The organism is Labilibaculum sp. DW002, from assembly GCF_029029525.1.
Classification (GTDB): domain Bacteria; phylum Bacteroidota; class Bacteroidia; order Bacteroidales; family Marinifilaceae; genus Paralabilibaculum; species Paralabilibaculum antarcticum.
Genome location: NZ_JAKJSC010000004.1, coordinates 42,992 through 67,680 on the forward strand (window position 1 = coordinate 42,992; position 24,689 = coordinate 67,680).

The 24,689-nt window shown below is 36.4% G+C and carries 13 protein-coding genes; 8 read left to right on the forward strand and 5 right to left on the reverse strand.

Translation table 11 applies throughout. From position 1 onward, the window contains the following. Window positions 1–50: 50 nt before the first annotated feature. The 5 genes from L3049_RS15555 to L3049_RS15575 all read right to left on the reverse strand — a co-directional run bounded on the left by L3049_RS15555 (window position 51) and on the right by L3049_RS15575 (window position 10,805). A complete protein-coding gene (locus L3049_RS15555) occupies window positions 51–3,146 on the reverse strand; it encodes an alpha-amylase family glycosyl hydrolase (RefSeq protein ID WP_275110740.1) in 3,096 nt (1,031 codons plus the stop codon). Window positions 3,147–3,233: 87 nt separating this feature from the next. Continuing rightward, the gene (locus tag L3049_RS15560) at window positions 3,234–5,090 is read right to left on the reverse strand and encodes a SusF/SusE family carbohydrate-binding protein (RefSeq protein ID WP_275110741.1); all 1,857 of its coding nucleotides are present in this window, start codon (window positions 5,088–5,090) and stop codon (window positions 3,234–3,236) included. A gap of 67 nt (window positions 5,091–5,157) precedes the next feature. Beyond that, window positions 5,158–6,189 carry a SusE domain-containing protein gene (locus tag L3049_RS15565; RefSeq protein ID WP_275110742.1) on the reverse strand — a complete coding sequence of 344 codons (1,032 nt, stop codon included), beginning with the start codon at window positions 6,187–6,189 and terminating at the stop codon, window positions 5,158–5,160. Between the two features lie 19 nt (window positions 6,190–6,208). Further along, window positions 6,209–7,825 (reverse strand): RagB/SusD family nutrient uptake outer membrane protein, encoded by a 1,617-nt coding sequence (locus tag L3049_RS15570; RefSeq protein ID WP_275110743.1) that lies wholly within the window; start codon window positions 7,823–7,825, stop codon window positions 6,209–6,211. Window positions 7,826–7,835: 10 nt separating this feature from the next. Further along, on the reverse strand, window positions 7,836–10,805 hold the full coding sequence (locus L3049_RS15575) for a SusC/RagA family TonB-linked outer membrane protein (RefSeq protein WP_275110744.1): 2,970 nt from the start codon (window positions 10,803–10,805) through the stop codon (window positions 7,836–7,838). A 422-nt stretch (window positions 10,806–11,227) separates the two neighbouring features. On the opposite strand from L3049_RS15575, the gene L3049_RS15580 reads away from it, so the two are divergent. The 8 genes from L3049_RS15580 to L3049_RS15615 all read left to right on the forward strand — a co-directional run bounded on the left by L3049_RS15580 (window position 11,228) and on the right by L3049_RS15615 (window position 24,620). Beyond that, window positions 11,228–12,247 (forward strand): LacI family DNA-binding transcriptional regulator, encoded by a 1,020-nt coding sequence (locus L3049_RS15580; RefSeq protein WP_275110745.1) that lies wholly within the window; start codon window positions 11,228–11,230, stop codon window positions 12,245–12,247. A gap of 549 nt (window positions 12,248–12,796) precedes the next feature. Further along, on the forward strand, window positions 12,797–14,131 hold the full coding sequence (locus L3049_RS15585) for an MFS transporter (RefSeq protein ID WP_275110746.1): 1,335 nt from the start codon (window positions 12,797–12,799) through the stop codon (window positions 14,129–14,131). A 14-nt stretch (window positions 14,132–14,145) separates the two neighbouring features. Next, complete coding sequence (gene pgmB / locus L3049_RS15590) at window positions 14,146–14,793, forward strand: beta-phosphoglucomutase (RefSeq protein WP_275110747.1); 648 nt, start codon at window positions 14,146–14,148, stop codon at window positions 14,791–14,793. Window positions 14,794–14,826: 33 nt separating this feature from the next. Continuing rightward, entirely contained in the window at window positions 14,827–17,139 is a 2,313-nt protein-coding gene (locus tag L3049_RS15595) for a glycoside hydrolase family 65 protein (protein ID WP_275110748.1), read from the forward strand. A gap of 72 nt (window positions 17,140–17,211) precedes the next feature. Further along, the gene (locus tag L3049_RS15600) at window positions 17,212–19,065 is read left to right on the forward strand and encodes a glycoside hydrolase family 13 protein (protein WP_275110749.1); all 1,854 of its coding nucleotides are present in this window, start codon (window positions 17,212–17,214) and stop codon (window positions 19,063–19,065) included. 39 nt (window positions 19,066–19,104) lie between these two features. Next, entirely contained in the window at window positions 19,105–21,510 is a 2,406-nt protein-coding gene (locus L3049_RS15605) for a glycoside hydrolase family 31 protein (protein WP_275110750.1), read from the forward strand. Next, on the forward strand, window positions 21,510–23,162 hold the full coding sequence (locus L3049_RS15610) for an alpha-amylase family glycosyl hydrolase (protein ID WP_275110751.1): 1,653 nt from the start codon (window positions 21,510–21,512) through the stop codon (window positions 23,160–23,162). Before L3049_RS15605 ends, L3049_RS15610 begins: the two co-directional genes overlap by 1 nt. Window positions 23,163–23,243: 81 nt before the next feature. Beyond that, window positions 23,244–24,620, forward strand: coding sequence for an alpha-amylase family glycosyl hydrolase (locus tag L3049_RS15615; RefSeq protein WP_275110752.1), 1,377 nt, complete (start codon window positions 23,244–23,246; stop codon window positions 24,618–24,620). Window positions 24,621–24,689: the final 69 nt, after the last annotated feature.

Below are 24,689 nucleotides of genomic sequence, written 5' to 3' on the forward strand. Positions count from 1 at the left end.
ATTTGAAGCGATGGGATTTTAACTTATCTATTAACTATAAAAAACACGTGCTATTGCTTAACTATTTTCTTGCTTAGTTTTGAACCATCTTCCAATTTAAAAACAAGTAAATAGATTCCTTTTGTTAGGCCATTGCAATTAAGTTCGACACTTTGATTAGGTGAATCTAAAACCAGAATTGCCTTGCCTGATAAATTGAACAATTGAATTTTTTCTACTTGCTTTAAATTCTCTAAATGAAGAATATCATGAACAGGATTCGGATACAATCGAAGCTCTTTGTTCAGAATGTCATTTATTCCTGTTGATACAGCAATTTCATCAGAATATGGACTATATGTTTTGTTACCTTGAAGAAGATCACCACTTTGTGCAATAGGAGTAACTGAGAAGCGAATGAATTTGTTTCGATCATTGCTGCCAAGCGTATAGCTTAAGCTTGTAGCACCTGAAATTGCCGTTTCATTTGAGCCATTCGTAGCATCAGCACGGTACCATTGATATAATGAGCTTCCTTCTAAATCGTCATTCACATCTGAGTAATCATAGCTTGCCGTTAAGGTTTCATCTTCACTAAAAATACCTGATAGTGAAATGTTACTAGCTATTGGAGCACTAATTATATTTGGTGTTGTTAATTGTTTTGTTGTGTAGATATGGTATTCTCCAGGATCTAATGAAATATTCATTACCTTATCGGAAACAGTTAGTGTTTCTCCAGAGAAATAATCATACCAGTCACCAGTTTTACTAAAGTTAGGTGTAATTGTACCTGCAACAACATCAAAGTTTCCAATAACTCGAACATCCATATCTGAATGGTTGATCTCAATTCTCTTTAATGCAGTATTTGTTATTAGCGTAAAATCGTCCGATTTAAATGCTTCTTCTTTCTTTTTTAGATCAATAAGAGCAGAATAAATTTGGAATAACTTCTTTCTTTCTGCAACATCTTGATATTCCCAAAGGATTGGTTTTTTCCCAACACGGCCGTTCTCATCAATTGAAATATCATAACCAAGCTCACCAAATTGCCAAATCATTTTAGGACCAGGAGTAGCAAAGAAAATAGCTCCGGCAGTTTCGATTCTTGATAAGGCTGTTGGAAGATCTTTTACATTGTAATCGCCGGAAGAATTACCAAACTCCAAATTTTTAACCATTAGTCTTTCTTCATCGTGACTCTCCATATAGGAAATCAATCTGGGTGCAATCCATTCTCGTTCTTTCCAAGATGTCCAGCTCAAATCGGATTTTCCATTTTCGTTAAATCCCATGGTGGCTTCGTTGTAATTATGATTGGCATTTCCCCACAAGTGAATACCATAAGCAGCCAGTTCTTTTTCTTCCTGATTTTCGGAAAGATGTTCAAATATGACTACAGCATCAGATTTTACATTCCAAATGGCTGTTGCCATTCGTCTCAGAATAGAAATTCTTTCTGCATCATAATTTCCTCCCCAAGGATCGTATTCACTATTATCAGGATCATTGCTGTGTACTTTATTCGAAAAACCTTTTGTGAAATCAAATCGATAACCATCAATATGGTATTCATCTATCCAATAGGTATTAATACGATCAACCAGTTTTTGAGTTTCCAAACTTTCGTGATTGAAGTCTGCCCCCCAGTGAGCATCGGTATTCTCAAAGTTGTGTTCGCGATTGTACCATGGGTTATCAGAACTTGGTTTACCACCTTCTTCGTACATTCTAAAGAATGGTGACTGTCCAAAAGAATGATTTAATACCATATCCATAAGAACAGCTATACCACGTTTGTGACACTCATTAATGAATGTTTTGTAATCATTCTTTGTTCCGTAAGCCTTGTCAGGAGCAAAGTAGAAAGCCGGATTATAACCCCACGAATCATTCCCTTCAAATTCGTTGAAAGGCATTAGCTCAATTGCATTAACACCTAAGCGTTGCAGGTAATCAAGCGTATCGGTAACTGTTTTTAAATCTCCATCAGCTGTAAAATCACGAATGAGCAATTCATATATAACGAGATTATCATGATCTGGCATGGTAAAATCTGTATCGTCCCACGTAAAATCTGTTTGAGCGGTTTGAAAGACTGAAGCAAATTCACTGGTTTTATCGGCTGGATATGCAATTAGATTTGGATAAACCTCATTCGTAATATATTTATCGTTCCAGGGGTCGAGTAGTTTGTCAGCATAAGGATCTGCAATTTTTATATCTCCATCTATAAAATATTGAAAAATATATTCTTTGGCTGGGGTTAGGTTATCTAAAGTCAACCAGAAATAATCACCATCTTTTTTCATTTGGTAATTATTACTTAACAACCAGTCGTTAAAATCCCCTATTGCAAAGACATACTCTTTATTAGGAGCATAAAGTTGTAGGCTAACCGAAGTGTTGGAGATGTAGTTTATACCATCTACAAGACCTGATGGTTTCGTTTCAATCGGCGTCTCTTCACGGAAGAGTATGTTAACCGTATCTCTTACTTCTTCTGATCCTGCACTAGCAACTGCAATTAGTTGATGAGAGCCAGCCGCATTAGGAGTATAAGAAAAATTTAATTGTGTTGATGTAGTAGAATTCATACTAACATCATCTATAAAAAGTTCTAATGATTCACTTGATTCGGAGTTGATCGTGATAAGTGCAGATGCGGTTTTTTCAAAAACAGAATTTTCTGCAGGCCTAGCAAATTCTACATTTAAGCCTCCTTCACTTAGGTCAACAAAAATATCTGTGCCTCCGTCACCTTTGCCCTCAATATTGGTATCTGCACTTCTAAAAACAAAAGCCAGTTTTTGTACTTTTTCTCCAGCTGTTACACCGTAGTATTCGAGTATATTAGGAGTAATAGATAAGCTCCATTTGTTATCGCCAAGTGATGTGAGTTTGTATTTTTCATTATTATCGCCCCAGGTTGGTGCGTATTTCCAATCACTATTGGATGTACTTTGGTCAGTAATTACACCAGTATGAGCATATACATCACCAGTATAATCCTTTAGTCCGCCAGTTCCTAAAGCGGCATCATACGTGATGGTAACTTGATTTCCTTCAGTAGGAAAACTAGGATCAGTTACAATTATTTGTCCAATACTAAGGGTTGGTATCAGAAATAGAAAGGAAAGGAGATATGTGTATAATTTATTCATAGTTAGTGTTTTCTAGATCAAATCCTTATTTTATTGGTAGGTAAAAAAAGAGCATACCGGAGTATGCTCTTTTTTAAGATTGAATTATTAGTTTTTAGTGACAGTAGCCACATTTGTCATTGTATTCAGGGTGATTGTATAATTACCATCTTCAGTAATTGCTAAATTATCACCACCAGGAGTTAAACCATCTAATGCACCACCAAGATTTACATCCCAGCCATCATTAGCTCTAAATTTGTATGATCCACCTCCAGTTAAATCAAGAGTTGCAGTAAATACACTATTTGTAGCATCCCATGTCATATCTGTATCGGTATCCCATCCACCAGGAGTAGCATCACCAATAAGTCCCCATCTGTTTGCAGAATAGGTGTATGTATTTGGTGTACTTAGGTCAAGTGTGATATCGTAATCAGCTTCAACATCATTTGCAATGTTATCACCACCTGCATTTAAAACTTCATTTGCAGTAGAACTACCATAGTTGATATCCCAACCATCATTAGCTCTGAATTTAAATGAACCACCAGCAAGGTGAACAGTTCCTCTCCAAGTTTGAGTTGCAGCATCGTATGATAAATTAGTGTCAGTATCCCATCCACCAGGACTAGCATCACCAATTACACCCCAATCTGTAGAAACAGCCGTGTAAGTCATTGGTGTGGTAGACATATCAACATTTAATTTATAGTATCCAGCAGGTGATTGGAAATTGCCTCCACTTGCATCTAATTCTCCTGCATTAGCACCTTCACCATAATTAGGACCATCCCAATTTGGCTGAGAAGCAAACTTCCACTCGTTATTTGCAGTAGCCATGTAAACAAATCCTTCTAATGTAGTTGGATTATCTACTGTGTTCATTACATAAGGAGAGTCTGCAGGACTCCAATCAGCGAAAGTTGTTCCAGGATAACTTGCAGCAACATAACCTCCAGGAACGTACCAGGTTGTAATATCTGATAGTGTAGAGAAATTAATGTTATCGCCATAAGCAGTTCCTTCACTATTAGTTGCGAAGGCTCTAACATGGTATGCTTTTCCTGAAGCCAATCCAGAAAGAGCGGCAGTCATCTCACCAGTGGTGTTAGCTGCGTCTACAATCTTAGTATCTGCAGTTGTTGGATTTTCTGTCATTGAGTAAACAAAACCTCTCTCCGTAATATCCACTCCTCCAGTTACAATCACGTTACCATAAACATTAGCTTCAGTTTTCGTGATATCTCTTACACTGTCCGTAGTTAATACAGGAACACCAATAGTAGTTGTGAATGACACTTCGCTACTGTAGGCGATTCCAACACTATTTACTGCATATGCACGTGCATAGTACATCGTATTTGGCAATAGTCCAGTTAAATCAGCAGTAAATTCACCAATTCCTTTTCCATTTAATGTTGTGTCATTTTCGATAGTAGGAGTAAGCTCAGTATTCCAACAAACACCTTTTGATGTAACTTCTGCTTTTCCATCGTAAGGAACATTTACAGCTATTTGAGCAAAGATATCTGTAATACCTGTAGCATCAGTTGCTGTAACTGTTGCAATATTTGCAAGAGTTGAGAAAGTATCGTTTTCACCATAAATGGTATTACCATCTACAGTTATTACGTACGCTCTATAATTGTAAACAGTAAGGTTTTCTAAACCATCAACAGTAATCCAATAAACAGCTTTTTCAACTTTATCAGCCACTTTTTTAGAATCAGCAGTTGTAGGATTTTCATTTAATCCCCATACGACTCCATATTCAGCAATACCTTCTCCTTCTGCAACTACAATTCCACTAAGTAAAACAGAGGTAGATGTAATTCCATCATTTTTCCAGGTTGCCATTTCGGCATCCAGTTTAATCAGATCATCTTTATCGCAACCGACAAACACTACAAAAAGAGTGATAAAGGCCAGTCCCAATAATTTTGTAATTATATTATTTTTCATACTTATTTCTTTTTAGAAGTGTTCCGTCATTTTTCAGACAGAACACTATAATTATTCACTAATACAATTAGTTCTTAATAAATTCGTAAGTACCAGCGTCATCACTCAGGATTGTGAAGATAACAGTATAGTTACCAGCTTCAGTGATTGGAATATCATTTCCAACACCACCTTGTTGAGTAGTACCTGTTAAAGCACCTTCAGTACCTTCAGTGAATCCCATATTCCAAGCCCAACCATCATTTCTTCTGAACTTGGCAGCTCCAACAACAAGGTCAATCGTAATTGTCCAGGTTTTAGTATCAGCATCGTAGTCCATTTTTGAATCTGGAGCATCCCATCCGTTAGGAGTAGCGCTACCAACAAGTCCTATGAAATAGTTCTCATCTGTAATGGTAAGATCATTAATGTTAGCAACAATTTTATGCCATCCAGCATCAATAACAGCTATACCAGGGCCATCTACGGCAAGCCCAGATCCACCAGCACCGTAATTAATTGCATTATCAGGATCAAGTAAAGTAAAAGCATCACCTGCTCCGAATTTTACAAAACCTTCATAGATGCCATCGCTACCTGGTGATTTAATTTTCTGAGTCTCTGATCCTGGAACAAGAACATCTAAACGAAGTAGTCCAAAAATAGTAACATTCCCTGTTTGAATTTCTGAGAAGTACTCTAAATCAGCAACGCCAAGACCTGCATCAGCTTCCAATACACATCTAATTCTGAAATCTGCAGATGATGTTGCATCTTCAGGAAATCCATCTAAAAGAATTGAATTTAGTTGATTTACAGTTAATTCAATGTTATCACATGTGATTCCATTGTAAATTCGAGTTACGTTTTCAAAATTATTACCAGTAGGACATGCCTCAAGGAAATATGTCGCTGAAGCTGTAAATCCAGGTTCTACTGGAGTACAAGAAAAAACAACGCTCTGAGTTCCGTTAGCCCTAACCAGTGTTAAATCTGGTAACGATAGGGTAGGTGCAATTACAGGATCGCTCAATTCTAGTTGATCACCGTCTTTATCACAACTTGTGAAAAAGCCTAATACCCCAACCAAGGCGAATAATATTATATAATATTTTTTCATCTTTTTTAGATTTAAATGATTAATAACCATCATTTTGCTTGATGTTAGGATTTGCAGAGATCTCATCTCCAGGAATAGGGAAGATATTTAAATGGCTACTAGTACTAGTTCCATCATGAGTTCCACCTTTCCATTGCCACACATAAGCTCCACCTGTGAATTTTCCAAAACGAACTAGGTCAGTACGTCTTTGTCCTTCATAGTAGAATTCACGTGCTCGTTCATCAAGTATAAAGTCAGAAGTTAAGTCTCCAACAGTAATATTTCCACTGTCGTCTCCATAAGCTCTTTCTCTGATAAGGTTAATATCGGTAAGAGCTTCACCTGGTTTATCGGTATTGAATAAAGCTTCAGCTCTCATTAAGTAAGCATCTGCCAAACGGAACACAGGGAAATCTGTTGATGCAAAAGTAGGACTGTAATTAGCCGCTTCTGTACCATCGTGATTTTTTGCAGTAAATTTGTAAACACCTACTCCAAAGTCTCCACTTGAAGACGGAGAAGGAATATCAATTGATCGTTTTTGACCTAAGTAAATTCTTTTGTCAGGAGCAAGGGCGAATAATGGGTCCGTTGCAGGAACAGGTACATTACCATATACTGCAATCGTATCAACCAATATATTCATTAGATCTTTTCTTGCACGGTTACCATTCCAGTTCGTATTTGAAGTTAATCCATGGAATGTTTCAGCAGGAAGATAGGTAGCATCACTTGATGACTGAATGATGAAAGTTGTTCCACCATTACCTTGAGTATTAAGGCCATCTTCAGCGAAAGCAAAAATCATTTCATTGTTACCATGCTGACGGTCATTATCTGCACTAAAGTTTTGTCTGTAATCTGCAGCTAAAGAATAAGCATTGCTTGCGATAACTTTATCGCAATAGATTTTACATTCATCCCACTGTGCAGTTCCTGTATAAACTTCAGCATTAAGGTAAGTTTTTGCAAGAAGCATCCAACATGTAGCTTTATCTGCTTGTGGATAGCTTGATCCTGGCTCTCCCAAATCTGGTTCAATAGCTTTCAATTCATCAATTATAAAATCGAATAGATCAGCACGTTGAATCTGTTCTGGGAAATATTTACCAACACCGTCTGCTTCGATTGTGAATGGAGGGTTTGCAAATAGATCCATTAACCAATAGTAGGCAAAAGCTCTTAAAAATCTCGCTTCGGCACGATATTTAACAACAGCAGGATCAGTATTCCCTGCAGTAACATTTAAAAAGTCATTTGCATAAGTAACACTTAAGCTTAAGCGTTGATAAACTGCAGTTAAGAATGGATTTTGAGCACTCCATGTTTGAGTATTCAAATCAGAAATACCAACATCACCCCAGGCATTAATTCCTTCGTCAGTAGTAATGGTTTGCAAGTTCCAAAGAGCTCTCATTGTAATAAAGAAACCATCATCACTTGAAGAGATATCTGCATCACCATCACCTTGGCCAGAAATGATAAAACTTGCATACAATTTGGCCAAAGTTTGTTCCATATATGCCGGATCGTCGCCAAGATTACCTGCCAAAATTTTATTTGGATCAGTTGGCTTCACATCCAAATCATTTACGCAAGATGTATACACCATTGCAGTGATTAGGATACTGAATATTATATATATTTTCTTCATCTTTTGTATTTTAGAACGTTAAGTTTACACCCATTGTAAATGTGCGTGGTCTAGGATAAAAGTTATCATCAACTCCGCCATCAACTTCAGGATCAAGACCATCATATTTTGTAATTGTAAATACATTCTGAACGGTAAAACTTACCCTTGCATTAATATCTTTTCCTGCAAATTTATCAAAAGTGTATCCAGCACTAAGATTATCCATTTTCAAGAATGATGCATTCTGGATAAAATAATCAGAAGTAAATTGACGTTTAACAAAATTCGTTTCGCCCAAATAGGTTGGCATATTTTTCCAGTAACCGATTTGTTGCATTTGATCATATGACGCACCTGCTGCTACTTGGTTTAAAACGTAGTTGCCAATGTTAGCACGCAAGGATGTTGACATATCAAATTTCTTGTAATTGAAACGAGCAGAGATACCAAAGATATCTTCAGGAGTAGGATTGTGATAGATGTACTTGTTAGCGTTATCTCCACTAATCACACCACCATTACCAGCTAAATCATCATAAAGTCCTTCAATCGGCTTACCATTAGCGTCATAAACTTGAGAATTTACAAAGAATGAATGTGCAGCTTCACCAACTCTAGTGATTTGTCTAACACCTGTCATACCTCCACCTTCAGTAACACCAATGTATTCAGGATCATCTGTTAGTAGTAATTTAGTTAGTTTATTCTCGTTGTGTGTGTAATTCAGTCCAATATTTAAAGACATATCTGGAGTAGAAATTGCAACAACGTTTAATGAAACTTCAATACCTTTGTTTTCAAGACTACCAACATTAGTATATAATCTATTAGAGAAATTACTTCCACTAGGAATAGTTACATTATTTAATAGATTTTTTGTTTCTCTAAAATAGTAATCGATTGTACCATTAATACGATTATTTAAAAAACCAAAATCAACAGCTATATTCTGAGTTGTAGTTTCTTCCCATTTAATATCAGGATCATACGTGTTTGGTCTTAACGTAGGAATGAATGAACCATTAATTGGGTAGTAGTAACCTTGTTGAGATGTAATGTATTGTGCTTGATAAGGATAATCATTATCCGAGATATCTTGCTGACCTGTAATACCCCAACCTAATCTTAGCTTAAGATTAGAAACAACATCTACATCTTTTAGGAACGATTCTTCATGCATTTTCCAAGCAAATGCAGCAGAAGGGAAAAATCCCCAACGGTTATCTTCAGAAAATCTTGAAGATCCATCATATCTAAATGTTCCTGTAAAAAGATATTTATTCATTAAGGCATAGTTCATACGACCAAAGAATGAAACAAGGTAATTTTCGGTTTCAGAAGCTGTATCATTATCAACCTGTAATGGGTGATCAGCATCTTCTATTGATCTTGTGTAGTTAGTATCTTCTCTTTCAAAATGCTGCCATGAATATCCTGCAGTTACATCTAATCTGTGATCTGTATTGAATTCTTTTTTGTAGTTCAAATAGAAATCAAGAAGATTGTTCTTATTCTTGGCAGTATAATCACTTAACTTACCCCAAGCAGAAGGAACCAAAGTTGACGGTGAAGTTGTTGGACGATTATTCTGTCCATCACTTTTAGCATAGTCAGTAGCAAGGTTTAAATTAGCTTGCATCCCTGTTACGAAAGGAAGCGTGTAATTTAATTTCAGGTTTCCAACAAATCGATATACGTCAGCTTTGTTATTTACAGCCTTAGCTTGTTCTACCGGATTTGGTGTACCAAGGTTAGCACCATAATTTTGCCACTGGTAATAACCATCTGAGTTTGTGTTACCATCTTTGATAGGTTGCGTTGGATCCATTGAAATTGCAGAACCAATTGCTCCATCATCACCAAAATTATTATTGGTCATCATGAACTTAGCATTCATGTTTACCTTAAGAGCATCATTAAAAAAGCTAGGGTTTAAATTTAAGGTTCCAGTGGTTCTTTGCATTTCAGAAGTTTGCAAAATACCATTTTGATCTGTATATCCTAAAGAAACACGATAAGGAAGGTTTTTCTTCGATCCTGAAAAAGCTAAATTATGATCGTGAGATATCGCTGTACGGAAGATTTCTTTCTGCCAGTCAGTATTTTCAGTTCCTAATTTGTCATAATTTACAGCATCGTATAGATTTCTGTTCTCATTGGCAATTTTTCTTACCTGATCACCAGAAAAAACATCGATATAATCAATTGCTGAGGCAACAGAAACACTTCCACTGTAGTTTACTTTTAAAGGAGATCCTTTTTTACCTTTTTTAGTTGTAATAAGAATGACACCATTGGAAGCACGAGATCCGTAAATTGCTGTCGATGATGCATCTTTTAATACGGTAAATGTTTCAATGTCATTTGGATTGATGAATGATAGAGCATTTGAACTACCACTTACATTGTTTCCAACACTTTCAATTGGCATTCCATCAACAATAATTAATGGATCATTTGATGCATTGAAAGAAGAACCTCCACGAATACGAATTGTAGATCCAGAACCAGGAGCACCACCAGCTGAAGTAATAACAACTCCGGCAGATTTACCTACTAAAAGATCTTGTGGTGAGGTAATGTTACCTTTATTAAAATCTTTTGAAGAAACGCTTGAAACAGAACCGGTCTTGTCTTCTTTTTTAACGGTACCGTAACCGATCACAACTACTTCTGAAAGATTTTCGGTTTCAACACTCAATATAATATTGATTTGAGTTTGGTTACCAACTAATACTTCTTGAGGACGATATCCTACAAAGGAGTAAATTATTGTAGCGTTGGCATCTACAGAGATAGTAAATTTACCATCGATATCAGTACTTGTTCCTACTGTTGTTCCTTTTACAACTATGGAAACACCAGGGATTCCCATGCCATCGTTTGCATCGGTAACTGTACCAGTAACTGTTTTTTCCTGTGCTTGCGAAATGGTAATTGAGCATACCAAAACTAACAGGAGAAGCAGCTTTCTGAACATACTAATGTTAAGTTTCATAAATTTAAAATTTAAGATAAATAAGAAGTTAGTTAATGATTAAGGTTTTTTGGTTGTTACTATATGAACTCGCATTTCCGACCTGGGTTCTTCCTTTTTAACAAACCAATATGACCTTAATCTTAAGTTAGCCTTAATTGTTTTATGCCCTAAAGTTAAAGAATGTGAAATTGTTCGATTAATTGATTAATAATTAACGAGTTTAAAATCGTCGCAAACGTCACCGCAAACGTTTGATATTTAAAAATACAAATACGTTAATATGATGTAAATAAAATATGCTACAGCCCATTGAATTGTTTAATTTTTCCTATATTTACAATGCTTTCAGTAGTTGATGAGATACTGTCTATCATGTTTTGAATCATATTGTTGAGTTAGTATAGTTTGTATGTTCTTATCTATTAAATTAAGACTTTTTTATGAGAAGCGGGCAGGTAACGATTAAAGATATTGCAAAAGAATTAGGTATTTCAGCTTCAACAGTTTCAAGAGCTTTAAAAGATCATCCTGATATTAGTGTAAAAACTAAGGAAGCGGTAAATGCATTAGCAAAAGCTTGGAATTATAAGCCTAATGCAGTTGCCTTAAGCTTAAGGAGTAGTAAGAGTAATGTTATTGGTGTTATTATCCCCGAAATTGTTCACCATTTCTTTTCGTCTGTTATCAGTGGTATTGAGAAAATTGCTCACGATGCTGGTTATAATGTAATGATTTTTCAATCGAATGAATCTTTTAAACGAGAACTAGATAATGCACAAGCCTTGTTGTCTAGCCGGGTAGATGGTGTTTTGGTTTCAATGTCAAAAGAAACAAAGGATTTTGATCATTTTAGAGAGTTAAGAAGTAACGGGATACCCATTGTGTTTTTTGATCGTATTTGTAATGAATTATCATCAGATAATGTGATTGTTGATGATTTTGCGGGAGCTTTTTCCGCAGTGCAACATCTTATAGATACGGGCTGTAAACGTATTGCTCATTTATCAGCGCCACAGCATATGTTATTAGGGCAAAATAGACAAAAAGGATACAGGCAAGCTTTGGTAAAGAACAAATTACCTTTTGTCGAAGACTTGGTAATCAAATGTGATAGTTTTGATGAGGCCATCATTAAGACTCCTGACCTACTAAATATGGCGGAGCCACCAGATGCAATTTTTGCTGTAAATGAAATGACCGCAGCAGGTGCATTGTCGGTAATTAAGAAATTTGGCTTAAAAGTGCCTGAAGATATTTCGATTATTGGTTTTACTGATGGTTTAGTTTCTCGAGTAACTGATCCTGCATTGACAACACTGGAGCAGCATGGTCATGAAGTAGGATTAAAAGCAACAGAATTGTTAGTTGACCGAATAGTCGAGGGGAATATGGATTACGAACCTGTCACAAAGGTTGTGAAAACGAACTTAATTGTACGTGAATCTACTAAGCGTATATAATATTATATAGGAAGATATTTTTAGAGCTGCTTTATTGCAGCTTTTTTTATGCCTTTTTGATACTTGATTGCCAATTTTGATGATGAAATTAGCTTTGTTTGAATAAAAAATGCATTTTTTTTGAAATTTATTGCAAACGTTTGATATAGGTTGTCTAGCCTTATTTTATTGAGTTTCGTGCATTGGTGTGACTTCAATGTTTTGACTAAATGTAATTTTTTCTCTAATTTTGAATCCAGAGGGAAACCTCTATTCCGACTATATTATAATAATTACTTCCTTTATTATTGATCTCGTTTCCAGATAGAATGATGGAAATGCAGCAGATCTAATATTCATTTAACACAAGTTTGGTGTTAAATGCTTAAGTTAGTCTTATTTAATGCAGATCAAATTGATTTGTACTTAGATCTAAATTCCAAAATTATATCTTCATAATTAGTTTGTTTTGATACAGCAATGCAGATTGTATTGTTTTGAATCAATTCAAGCAATGGTATTGTAATTAAAACGTCAATCATTTTTTTTGAAAGACAAAATCAACGATCAATGAATAAACAACCTCGTTTAAATTTTTGGCAGATCTGGAATTTAAGTTTCGGCTTTTTAGGTGTGCAATTTGGTTTTGCATTACAAAATGCCAATGCCAGTAGAATTCTGTCGAATTTAGGTGCTGATTTGCACTCATTGTCATTATTTTGGTTAGTTGCCCCAGTTATGGGGCTGTTAATACAGCCTGTTGTTGGTGCAGCTAGTGATAAAACTTGGAATCGATTTGGTAGAAGATCACCTTATATTTTAGGTGGTGCAATTTTATCAATGATAGCAATGTTTTTTATGCCTAATGCTCCCTATGTAATTTCTGCAGGAGGAGTAGGTGCCCTAATATTTGGTGCTTTAATGCTAGCAGTAATGGATGGTTCATTTAATGTAACCTTTCAACCATTTAGAGCACTTGTGGCTGATATGACGCCTGAAGAGCAAAGAAATGTAGGCTATTCAATCCAAAGTTTTCTAATTAATGTTGGTGCTGTAATTGGTTCGGCATTGCCTTTTTTACTGACTTGGATGGGGGTACAAAATAATGCTCCAGCTGGTGAGGTTGCGCCCTCAGTAATTTGGTCATTCTACTTAGGAGGTTCAATATTACTGTTGAGTGTATTAGTGACTGTATTTAAAACTAAAGAATATCCTCCGGAGAAATTTGAAGCCTATAATAATATTACGGCTGAGGATAAAGAAAAGAAAGAAAGCTTTTTCTACTTGTTAAGAAATATGCCGAAAACAATGAAGCAATTGGCTGTTGTTCAATTATTCTCTTGGTTTCCTCTTTTCTTGATGTGGGTTTACGCAACGCCTGCTTTTGCGCAACATTATTGGAATACACCAATTGGTGATGCAGGATCTCCTGCTTATAATGAAGCTGCTAACTGGGTAGGACTGTGTTTCGCAGCTTACAGTTTATTTGCTGCTCTGTTTTCAGTGGCAATGCCTTCTTTAATTCGTAAGACCAGCCGAAAATTTGTGTATGCAATTGCACTTCTATCTGGAGGTATTGGATTCATTTCTACTTATTTATTTCATGATCCTAATATGTTATTTGTTTCAATGATAGGAATTGGAGTAGCATGGGCAGCAATTTTAGCAATGCCATATGCCATTCTATCTGGTTCATTGCCTGCAAAACGTATGGGGATTTATATGGGCTTATTCAACTTAACGGTTGTAATTCCACAAATTGTAAGTGGTCTGTTTGGTGGATCTATTTTAAAAATATTCTTCCATGAACAAGCAATTTACATTTTAGTACTTGCTGGTGTCATGATGATGCTTGGTGCAGTTTCTGTATTTTTTATCAAAGCAGAAGAAACTTCAAATTCATAATTATTAAAGAACCGATGGAAAAGATTAGTGCATGTATTTTTGATTTAGATGGTGTTGTTGTCGATACAGCAAAATACCACTATATAGCTTGGAAAAGCTTGGCCAATGGTTTAGGCTTCGATTTTACAGAGGAAGATAATGAGCGTTTAAAAGGTGTAAGCCGAATGCGTTCTCTCGAAATTCTTATGGAAATTGGAGGAGTTGATCTTGATGAAGAGACTCAATTGAAACTAGCAGCTAAAAAGAATGAGGAATATTTAGAATACATTCTTAAGATGACGCCTGAAGAAATTCTTCCAGGTGTAAAAGATTTTTTTGAGGACTTAAAGGCAAAAGGTATTAAGATTGCTTTAGGTTCTGCAAGCAAGAATGCCATGACCATTCTTGAACAACTAAAATTGACATCATATTTCGATGCTATCGTTGATGGAACTCATGTTAGCAAAGCAAAACCAGACCCTGAAGTATTTCTTAAGGGAGCGGAACTTTTAAATTCTGAACCTGCCAACTGTGTGGTGTTTGAGGATGCTGAAGCGGGGGTTGAAGCTGCTATAAATGGCGGAATGCGATGTGTTGGGATAGGTTCTCCTGATGTTTTGAATAAAGCCAATTTTGTAGTTCCTGGATTTGTTGGGTTCTCTATGGCTCAATTAAACTTTTAAGATCCGAGGTAGATTATTTAAAGAAAATCAATCATGAACGAGTATTTAAAGCATGATGAGTGGTGCATTATAGAGGAAGGATTTAATCCTGAAAACCACCAGTCATCTGAAAGTATATTTAGTCTTGGTAATGGAAATATGGGCCAACGAGCTATGTTCGAGGAAGCATATTCTGGCAAGACTCTACAAGGAACTTACATTGCCGGTGTTTATTATCCAGATAAAACTCGTGTAGGTTGGTGGAAAAATGGTTACCCTGAGTATTTTGCTAAGGTATTAAATGCACCAAACTGGATTGGTATCGACGTTAAAATAAACGGAGAGATGCTTGATTTAGCAAAATGTAAGCTTAGCGAATTTGTTCGTACACTTAATATGAAAGAAGGTGTTTTGAAACGTTCTTTCATTGCAACTATGAGCAATGGTAATCAAGTAAAAGTAGAAGGTAAACGATTCTTAAGTATTGTGACTTCAGAAGTAGGAGTGATTCGTTACTCTGTTACGGCTTTAAATTTTGATGGTAAAATTAGTTTCAATTCTTATATCGATGCCGATGTTAAAAATGAAGATTCCAATTACGATGAAAAGTTTTGGGATGTCTTAAATGCCAAGTCGATAACAGGTGAAGCGTATATCACTGCTCGTACTAAAAAGTTAGATTTCCATGTTTGTATGGGGATGAAATATGACCTTTACAAAGATGATAAGAAACAAACAGTTGTTCCATCTTTAATCGAAGAGGAAAAATATGTATCCAATACTGTCGTAGTTGATATTTGCCAAGGCGAAGAAGTAGTAATTTATAAATACGCAAGTGTATTAAGCTCATTAAATCACAGCAAGACTGAGATTATGAATGATGCTGAAAAAGTTGTTAGCGAAGCGCATCAAAAAGGATATGACTCTTTATTGAATGAACATGTAGCAGCTTGGGCTGATAAATGGGCAAATAGTGATATCACAATTGAAGGTGATGTTGCTGCTCAGCAAGCGATACGATTTAATATTTTCCAGTTGAATCAAACCTATACAGGTGAGGATGAGCGATTGAATATCGGTCCTAAAGGGTTTACCGGTGAAAAATATGGTGGATCTACTTATTGGGATACAGAAGCCTACTGTGTGCCTTTCTACTTGAGTACATCTCGTCCTGAGGTAACTCGAAATCTTTTGGTTTATCGTCATAAACAATTGCAGAAAGCGATTGAAAATGCAGAGAAGCTAGGTTTTAACAGTGGAGCTGCACTTTACCCTATGGTTACCATGAATGGTGAAGAATGTCATAATGAGTGGGAAATTACCTTTGAAGAAATTCATCGTAATGGAGCGATTGCATTTGCCATTTACAATTATATCCGTCATACCGATGATAAGGCTTACTTAGCTGAATATGGTCTTGATGTTTTGGTTGGAATTTCACGTTTCTGGAGCCAAAGAGTAACTTACTCTACAGCGAAGAAGAAATATGTAATGCTTGGCGTTACCGGGCCTAATGAATATGAGAACAACGTAAACAACAACTGGTACACAAATACCATTGCTTGTTGGTGTATGTCATATACTCAAGAGGCTTTCAAATATGTGAAAGAAAGTAATCCTGTACGATACGAAGAAATCATGAAGAACTTGAACTTCGATTTCGATCAGGAAACAAGTCGCTGGAATGATATCCTTGAAAACATGCATTTCCCAATGGATGAGGAAACAGGTGTCTTCATGCAGCAAGATGGTTTTATGGATAAGGAGCAATTAACTGCTTCTGATTTAGATCCTCAGTTCCGTCCAATTAACCAGTTTTGGTCTTGGGATAGAATTCTTCGTTCATGTTTTATCAAACAAGCCGATGTTCTGCAAGGAATCTACCTGTTTGAGGAGAATTATGATATGGAAACCATTAAGAAGAATTATAACTTCTATGAGCCAAGAACACTTCATGAATCATCTTTGTCGCCATGTATCCATTCAATTTTAGCATCTAAGATTGGTGATATCGACAGTGCTTACGAAATGTATTTGAGAACGTCTCGTTTGGATCTTGATGATTACAATCGAGAAGCTCACGAAGGTTTGCATATTACAAGTATGGCTGGAACATGGATGTCTATTGTAGAAGGTTTTGGTGGTATGCGTGTGGTTAATGGACAATTAAGTCTTAAGCCACTTATTCCGGAAAAATGGAAATCATATTCCTTTAAAGTACGCTTTAGAGGAAACTTGGTAAATGTAAGAGTGTCTGAAGAAGGTGTTGGCGTTATTAATGAAGAAGGAGAAGATATCTCAATTTTTATTGTTGATGACGAATATGTAATCGAAAAATCAAGCAGTTTGGTGATCGAACACGCTTAATTTATAAATAAAATAATTCAGGATAGGAGTGTATCTCTTATCCTGATTTTTATAATGACCTAATCTAATTGTATGAGAGCTTATTTGATTTCTTTTCTTTTTATTTCATTCTTTAGTTTAAACTGTTTTTCTAAAGATCTAAAAATTGAAAAGGTAGAACCAATGTTTTGGTGGGTGGATATGAAGAATCCGAGCTTACAGCTTTTGATTCATGGAGATAATATTTCAGAGTACGATGTAAGTGTTAATTACGCTGGTGTTAGGATAGATGACATTATAAAAACAGATATGCCCAATTATTTGTTTGTTAATCTAATGATCAAGCAAGGAACTAAGGCAGGGCATTTTGATATCAATTTTTCTTTGGATGGTAAAACGAAGGCGAGTTATCAATATGAATTAAAAGAAAGAAGAGAAAATTCGGCTAAACGTATTGGATTTAACGAATCAGATGTGATGTATTTGTTAATGCCGGATCGTTTCGCAAATGGTAATCCCAACAATGATTCAGTTGAAAAGTTAACAGATAAATTTGATCGTGAAAACCCGGATGGGCGTCACGGAGGAGATATTCAAGGGATGATTAATCACCTTGATTATTTAAAAGAATTGGGTGTTACTGCAATTTGGAGTACACCATTAATGGAAGACAACCAACCTACGGTGTCTTACCACACTTATGCTATTACAGATTATTACCATATCGATGCGCGTTATGGAAACAACGATGATTATGCCCGTTTATCGGCAGAAGCTAAAAAGCGTGGAATTAAAATTGTAATGGACGTTGTTACCAACCATTGTGGATCAGCCCACTGGTGGATGAATGATTTACCTACAAAAGACTGGGTACATACTTTCCCTGAGTATACCAACTCAAATCATCGTAAGAGTACAACCAATGATCCTTATGTTTCGAAAACAGATTACGATAAGAATTTTAATGGTTGGTTTGATACGAGTATGCCAGACTTGAACCAAAAGAATGATTTTCTAGTAACTTATTTTGCTCAAAATACGATCTGGTGGATTGAATATGCTGATTTAGGTGGGATTAGAATTGATACTTATCCATATAACGATAAGCATGGAATGGCTGTTATTTGTAAATCAATAATGGATGAGTACCCTAATATGAATATTGTTGGTGAATCTTGGTTAGAAACGCCGGCTGAAATTGCATACTGGCAAAAGGGCTCTCTTAATCATGATGGCTTTAACTCTGAATTGCCATCGGTGATGGATTTCTCACTGTTCTTTGCTATGCCAAAAGCTTTTAACGAAAAGGAAGGTTGGAGCGAAGGTTTAATTCGTCTTTACAATTCTTTGGCGCTTGATTATCTATATGCTGATCCATATAATCTTTTGATTTTCGCTGAAAACCACGATACAGACCATATCATGTCCACTTTTGAAGGTGATATTGATAAGTACAAGCAGTTAATGACTTTTCTTGCAACAACACGTGGTATTCCACAGCTGTATGTTGGAACGGAAATTCTTTTGGAAGGAAAAAAGAGCGATGGAGATGGCGTGATGAGAATTGATTTCCCAGGAGGATGGGAAGGTGACGAACGAAATGCATTTACAGCAGAAGGCAGAACCGAAAAAGAGAATGAAGCTTTTGATTTTCTAAAGAATTTATTGAATTGGAGAAAAGAAAATCCGGTAATCCACACAGGAAAACTGATGCATTATATTCCTGAGCATAACACTTACGTCTATTTCCGAAGTAATGAGGATAAAACGGTAATGGTAGTGATTAATAAGAATGAAAAGGAACAAGATTTAAAGCTTAATAGGTTCGAAGAAAGTATGAAGCAATTTTCATCAGGAACAGATGTTCTTAGCGGGAAAACTTATGATTTCTCGAACGGAAGTATTTCTTTGGCTCCTAACACATCAGTAATTTTAGAATTAAAATAAATGTGATCTGGCGATCACAAGAACTATCAATCTCTGAAGATGACGAATAAAATTGCCTTGTTTTTTTCTGTATTTCTGTTTGCAGTACTTGCTTCTTTTTCAGCATTTGCGCAAAACAGTCAGCGAGTATATCAATCTCATAAATTGAGTGAAGAAAAGTTGGAAGTAATGACCAATGAAGGAAATTACGAAATAAAATTCTACAATGATCAGATTGTAGAAACTGCCTTTATCCCGAAAGGGGAAATGGGAATAGGAAAATCGCATGCAGTTGTTTTGGAGACTTGCACAGGTAGTTCGAACTTGATTGAGAATGAGAAAAGCATCGTTTATACTTCGAAAGGTATTTCGGTTGCGATTTCAAAATTGCCTTTTAACATCAGCTATAGCTATAAAGGAAATGAATTAATTTCTGAAAAAAATGGATATGTAAAAACAGATTCTACCGAAAATATCGATTTTACAATTGAAAAAGATGAAGTGCTATTTGGTGGTGGTGCTCGTGTTTTGGGCATGAACAGAAGAGGAAATAGATTGCAATTATACAATAGAGCTCACTATGGCTACGGTACCAGATCTGAATTGATGAATTACACCATGCCATTGGTGATCTCTTCTAAAAAATACGCGGTTCATTTTGATAATGCACCGATTGGCTATCTGGATTTGGATAGCGAAAATACCAATACACTGCGATACGAAAGTATTAGTGGTCGAAAAGTTTATCAGATTGTTGTTGGAGATACTTGGGAAGATTTTACTTATGAATTTTCGAATTTAACTGGACGTCAGCCAATGTTGCCACGTTGGAGTTTTGGCAATTTTTCTAGTCGTTTTGGCTATCATTCGCAAAAAGAAACAGTCGAAACAATCGATCAGTTTCTGAAAGATTCCATTCCTGTTGATGCGATAATTCTGGACCTATTTTGGTTTGGAAAAGAGATGAAAGGTGAGATGGGGAATTTGGCTTTTGAACAAGATTCATTTCCAAACCCAGAGAAAATGATTGCCGATTTGGACGCTAAAGGAGTAAAGACAATCCTGATTACTGAGCCTTTTGTTCTAACCACATCAAAACGATGGGATGAGGCTGTAAAAGAAGAAGTTTTAGGAACCGATTCAATTGGAAATCCTTATACCTACGATTTTTATTTTGGGAATACAGGTTTGATTGATGTGTTTAAGCCAAAAGCTATTAGTTGGTTTTGGAATATTTACAAAGGATTAGCCAACAAAGGCGTTGCTGGTTGGTGGGGCGATTTAGGAGAGCCAGAGGTTCATCCAACAGAGTTGAAGCATGTGAATGGTTCGGCCGATGAGGTGCATAATATTTACGGTCATTATTGGGCAAAAATGGTTTTCGAAGGATATCAAAAAGATTTCCCTAATCAGCGTCCGTTTATTTTAATGAGAGCAGGAGCGGTAGGCTCGCAGCGTTATGGAATGGTTCCATGGACAGGTGATGTAAGTCGCTCGTGGGATGGATTGAAGCCACAAACGGAGATTTCCTTGCAAATGGGCTTACAAGGAATTCCTTACATGCATTCGGATTTGGGCGGTTTTGCAGGAGATAATTTAGATGATGAATTGTATACTCGTTGGTTGCAGTATGGTGTTTTTCAACCAATATTTCGACCACATGCACAAGAAGAAGTGCCATCGGAACCTGTGTTTCGCGAACCGAAAACCAAAGCATTAGCAAAGAAATCTATCGAATTGAGATATCAGTTAATGCCTTACAATTATTCGATTGCATTCGACAATAACCAGACGGGAATGCCTTTAATGCGTCCTCTGTTTTTCGAAGAGCAAGACAACAAAGAATTACTGCCTATTTCGGATACATACCTTTGGGGAGATGCTTTTTTAGTGTCGACCATTACGGATGCAGGATTGAAAGAAAAAGAAGTGTATATGCCTGCTAATTCGGTATGGTTCGATTTTGTGTCGGAGAAGAAATATGAAGGCGGCAAAAGCTATACGATTCAAACAAGAGAAGATCAGCTTCCTGTATTTGTACGTGGAGGTTCTTTTATTCCAATGATGAATGGAATGCTAAATACAAGAGCTTATTCACTTAATAATTTGGAACTGCATTACTATCACAACAAATCAATTGTTGAAAGTAAAGGTCATTTGTATAATGATGATGGAGAAACGCCTAATGCTTTTGAAAAAGGACAGTATGAATTGCTAAATTTTGTGTCAGAGACATCTAATTCGAAATTGAATTTAGCGCTTACTACAGAAATGGGTAAGGCTTTCAAAGCAAGTGAAAAAGTGATTAATTGGGTAATTCATAACATTCGTAAGGAGCCTAAAAAAGTATTTTTAGGAAAGAAAAAGATAGAATTTACTTGGAGTAAAAAATCAAATACAATCCACTTTAGAGCTAAAGTAGGAGCAGACGGAAATCAATTTATCACCATAAAACTAGCCAAATAATGAAAAGATTAGGATTTAGCCTATACGTAGCTTTGCTGATATTATTATCAGCATGTGCAACATCGGAAAAGGAAGTGGCAGAAAAAGACAAGCCATTTGTGTGGGAAGGAGCTAACTTGTACTTCTTATTAACTGACCGTTTTAACAATGGAACAACAGATAATGATGTAAACTTTGAGCGTGAATTACCAACTGGGAAATTAAGAGGTTTCGAAGGTGGAGATATTAAAGGAATTACCCAGAAAATAAGAGAAGGATACTTTACGGATTTAGGTATTAATGCCATTTGGTTTACGCCAATTACTGAGCAAATTCATGGATCGGTTGACGAAGGAACTGGAAATACTTATGGTTTTCATGGGTATTGGGCAAAAGATTGGACTGCTTTAGATCCAAATTTCGGAACAATGGACGACTTGGCTGAATTAGTAGCAGTAGCCCATTCGAGAGGAATTCGCATTGTGATGGATGCAGTAATTAATCATACAGGACCAGCAACAGAAAAAGATCCTGCTTGGGAAGAAGGATGGGTACGAACAGGTCCAACTTGCACTTATCAAAACTTTAAAACAACTGCAGAGTGTACTTTAACAGATAATTTACCAGACATTAAAACAGAAAGTACTCTAGAAGTAACTGTGCCTAAAAGTTTAGCTGAGAAGTGGAAAAACGAAGGAAGATATGAGCAAGAAATGAAAGAATTAGATGAATTCTTTGCTCGTACAGGATATCCGCGTACGCCAAAATACCATATGATTAAATGGTTGTGCGATTACATTATCGAATTTGGTATTGATGGTTATCGTGCAGATACAGTAAAGCATACGGAAGAATCGGTTTGGGGAGATTTTCGTAAAGAGTGCGAATATGCATTCCAATTGTGGAAGAAAAACAATCCTGAAAAAGTGTTGGATGATAATGAATTCTACTCGGTTGCAGAAATATATGGATACAATATTAGTCATAAATTTGCTTACAGTTTTGGCGATAAACAAGTAAATTATTATGCAAATGGCTTTACTGATTTGATCAATTTTGAATTTAAATACAATGCACAAAATTCATATGAAGAATTGTTCTCGAATTATTCTGAAATCCTTCAAGGTGATTTAAAAGGTCATGGGATACTAAATTATTTGACTTCGCATGACGATGGATCTCCATTCGATGCCAAAAGAGAAAGAAGTTTCGAATCAGCAAATAAATTGTTGTTGTGCCCAGGAACTTCTCAAGTGTACTATGGCGATGAGTCAGCTCGTCCATTAGTAATTGAAGGAACTGTTGGCGATGCAACGCTACGTTCGTTCATGAATTGGGAGCAAATTGTAAGCGATAAAAATACACAAACTGTTTTGAACCATTGGCAAAAGTTAGGTCAGTTTCGAAGAGATCATCCAGCTGTGGGAGCAGGAGTTCATAAGATGCTTTCGGAAACTCCATATGTTTTTAGTAGAACTTATAACAACATGGAATTGCAAGATCAGGTTTTTGTTGGTTTGGATTTACCAATAGGGAAAAAGGAATTGACAATTGAAGGCTTGGAGAACGGAACAAAATTGCATGATGCTTATTCTGGGGAGATTGTAAAGGTGAAAAACGGAAAAGTAAGTTTCGATACAGAATTTGATATTGTATTATTAGAACTCTTGTAAAATCTAGGATATAACCCTAAACCCCTAAAAGGGTAAAGAGTTAATACAGAACACACAAACTAATCATCTAAATAAATAGCAATGAAGAAATTGAATCAGATTGTTTTGGGTATGGCTGTTTTAGCAGGAATGCTTGCTGGCTGCCAAAACAAACCAGCAGCGAAAGCTGTTGCTGAAGAAATGAAAACTGAAAAGCCTTTAGAATGGAGCCGTAATGCCAATATTTACGAGGTGAACATTCGTCAATATACACCAGAAGGAACGCTTAATGCTTTCGCCAAACATATGCCTCGCTTAAAGGAAATGGGCGTGGATATTCTTTGGTTAATGCCGGTTTATCCTATTTCGGAGAAGAACCGTAAAGGAAGCATGGGATCGTATTACGCTGTTGCAGACTATCAAGCTGTGAATCCGGAGTTTGGTACTATGGACGATTTGAAAAGTTTGGTAAAGCAAGCTCACGATATGGGTATGAAAGTGATTCTCGACTGGGTGGCTAACCATACAGGTTGGGATAATATAATCATGAAAGATCATAAAGACTGGTACACTCAGAACGAAAAGGGTGAGATTGTAATTCCTGAAGGAACAGACTGGAGCGATACGGCTGATTTGAACTACGAGAATCAGGAAATGCGTAAGTATATGATCGAATCCTTAAAGTTTTGGTTGACCAATGCCGATGTTGACGGATTCCGTTGCGATGTTGCAGGAATGGTTCCTACCGATTTTTGGGAAGCGGCTCGTAAAGAACTGGACGCTGTGAAGCCTGTATTCATGCTGGCCGAAGATGGCGGACATGAGCTATTGGAAAATGCCTTTGACATGGGATATGGATGGGATTTTCACCATATTATGAACGATGTGGTAAAAGGAAAGAAAACAGCCAACGATATGGAAGCTTTCTTTACGAAGATCGATACCGTTTTCCCTGCTGACTCATACCTTATGAATTTCATTACCAACCACGACGAGAATTCGTGGAATGGCACTATAGAAGAGCGAATGGGCGAAGGTGGTAAAGCATTTGCCGTACTAACCTTCACTATGCCGGGTATGCCATTAATTTACAGTGGACAAGAAGCTGGTATGAACAAGCGTTTGAAGTTCTTTGAGAAAGATGAGATTGATTGGAGCAATGAAACCCTTGCACCTTTCTACAAGCAATTATTGTCTTTAAAGAGCTCAAATAAGGCATTGCAAAATGGTATAAAAGGTGGAAAGATTGTACGAATTCCATCGGATAAAAATGAAGCAGTTTATGCCTTTACTCGTGAGGCAGAAGGAAACAAAGTTATTGTGATTTTGAACCTGGGCAAAGAGCCAGTTAAAGCGACATTGGAAATGGATGCAAATGCAGGCAACTATGCTTGTTATAAAGATGGAAACAAACACGATTTGGCTGCTAAGCTTGCAGTAGATATGAAAGCTTGGGAGTATAGAGTATACGTGAAGTAGTAAAACCGATTTCCGTTTGTTCGGAAAACCAATATCCCAATGAAAGGCCGCTTTTTAGCGGCTTTTCTA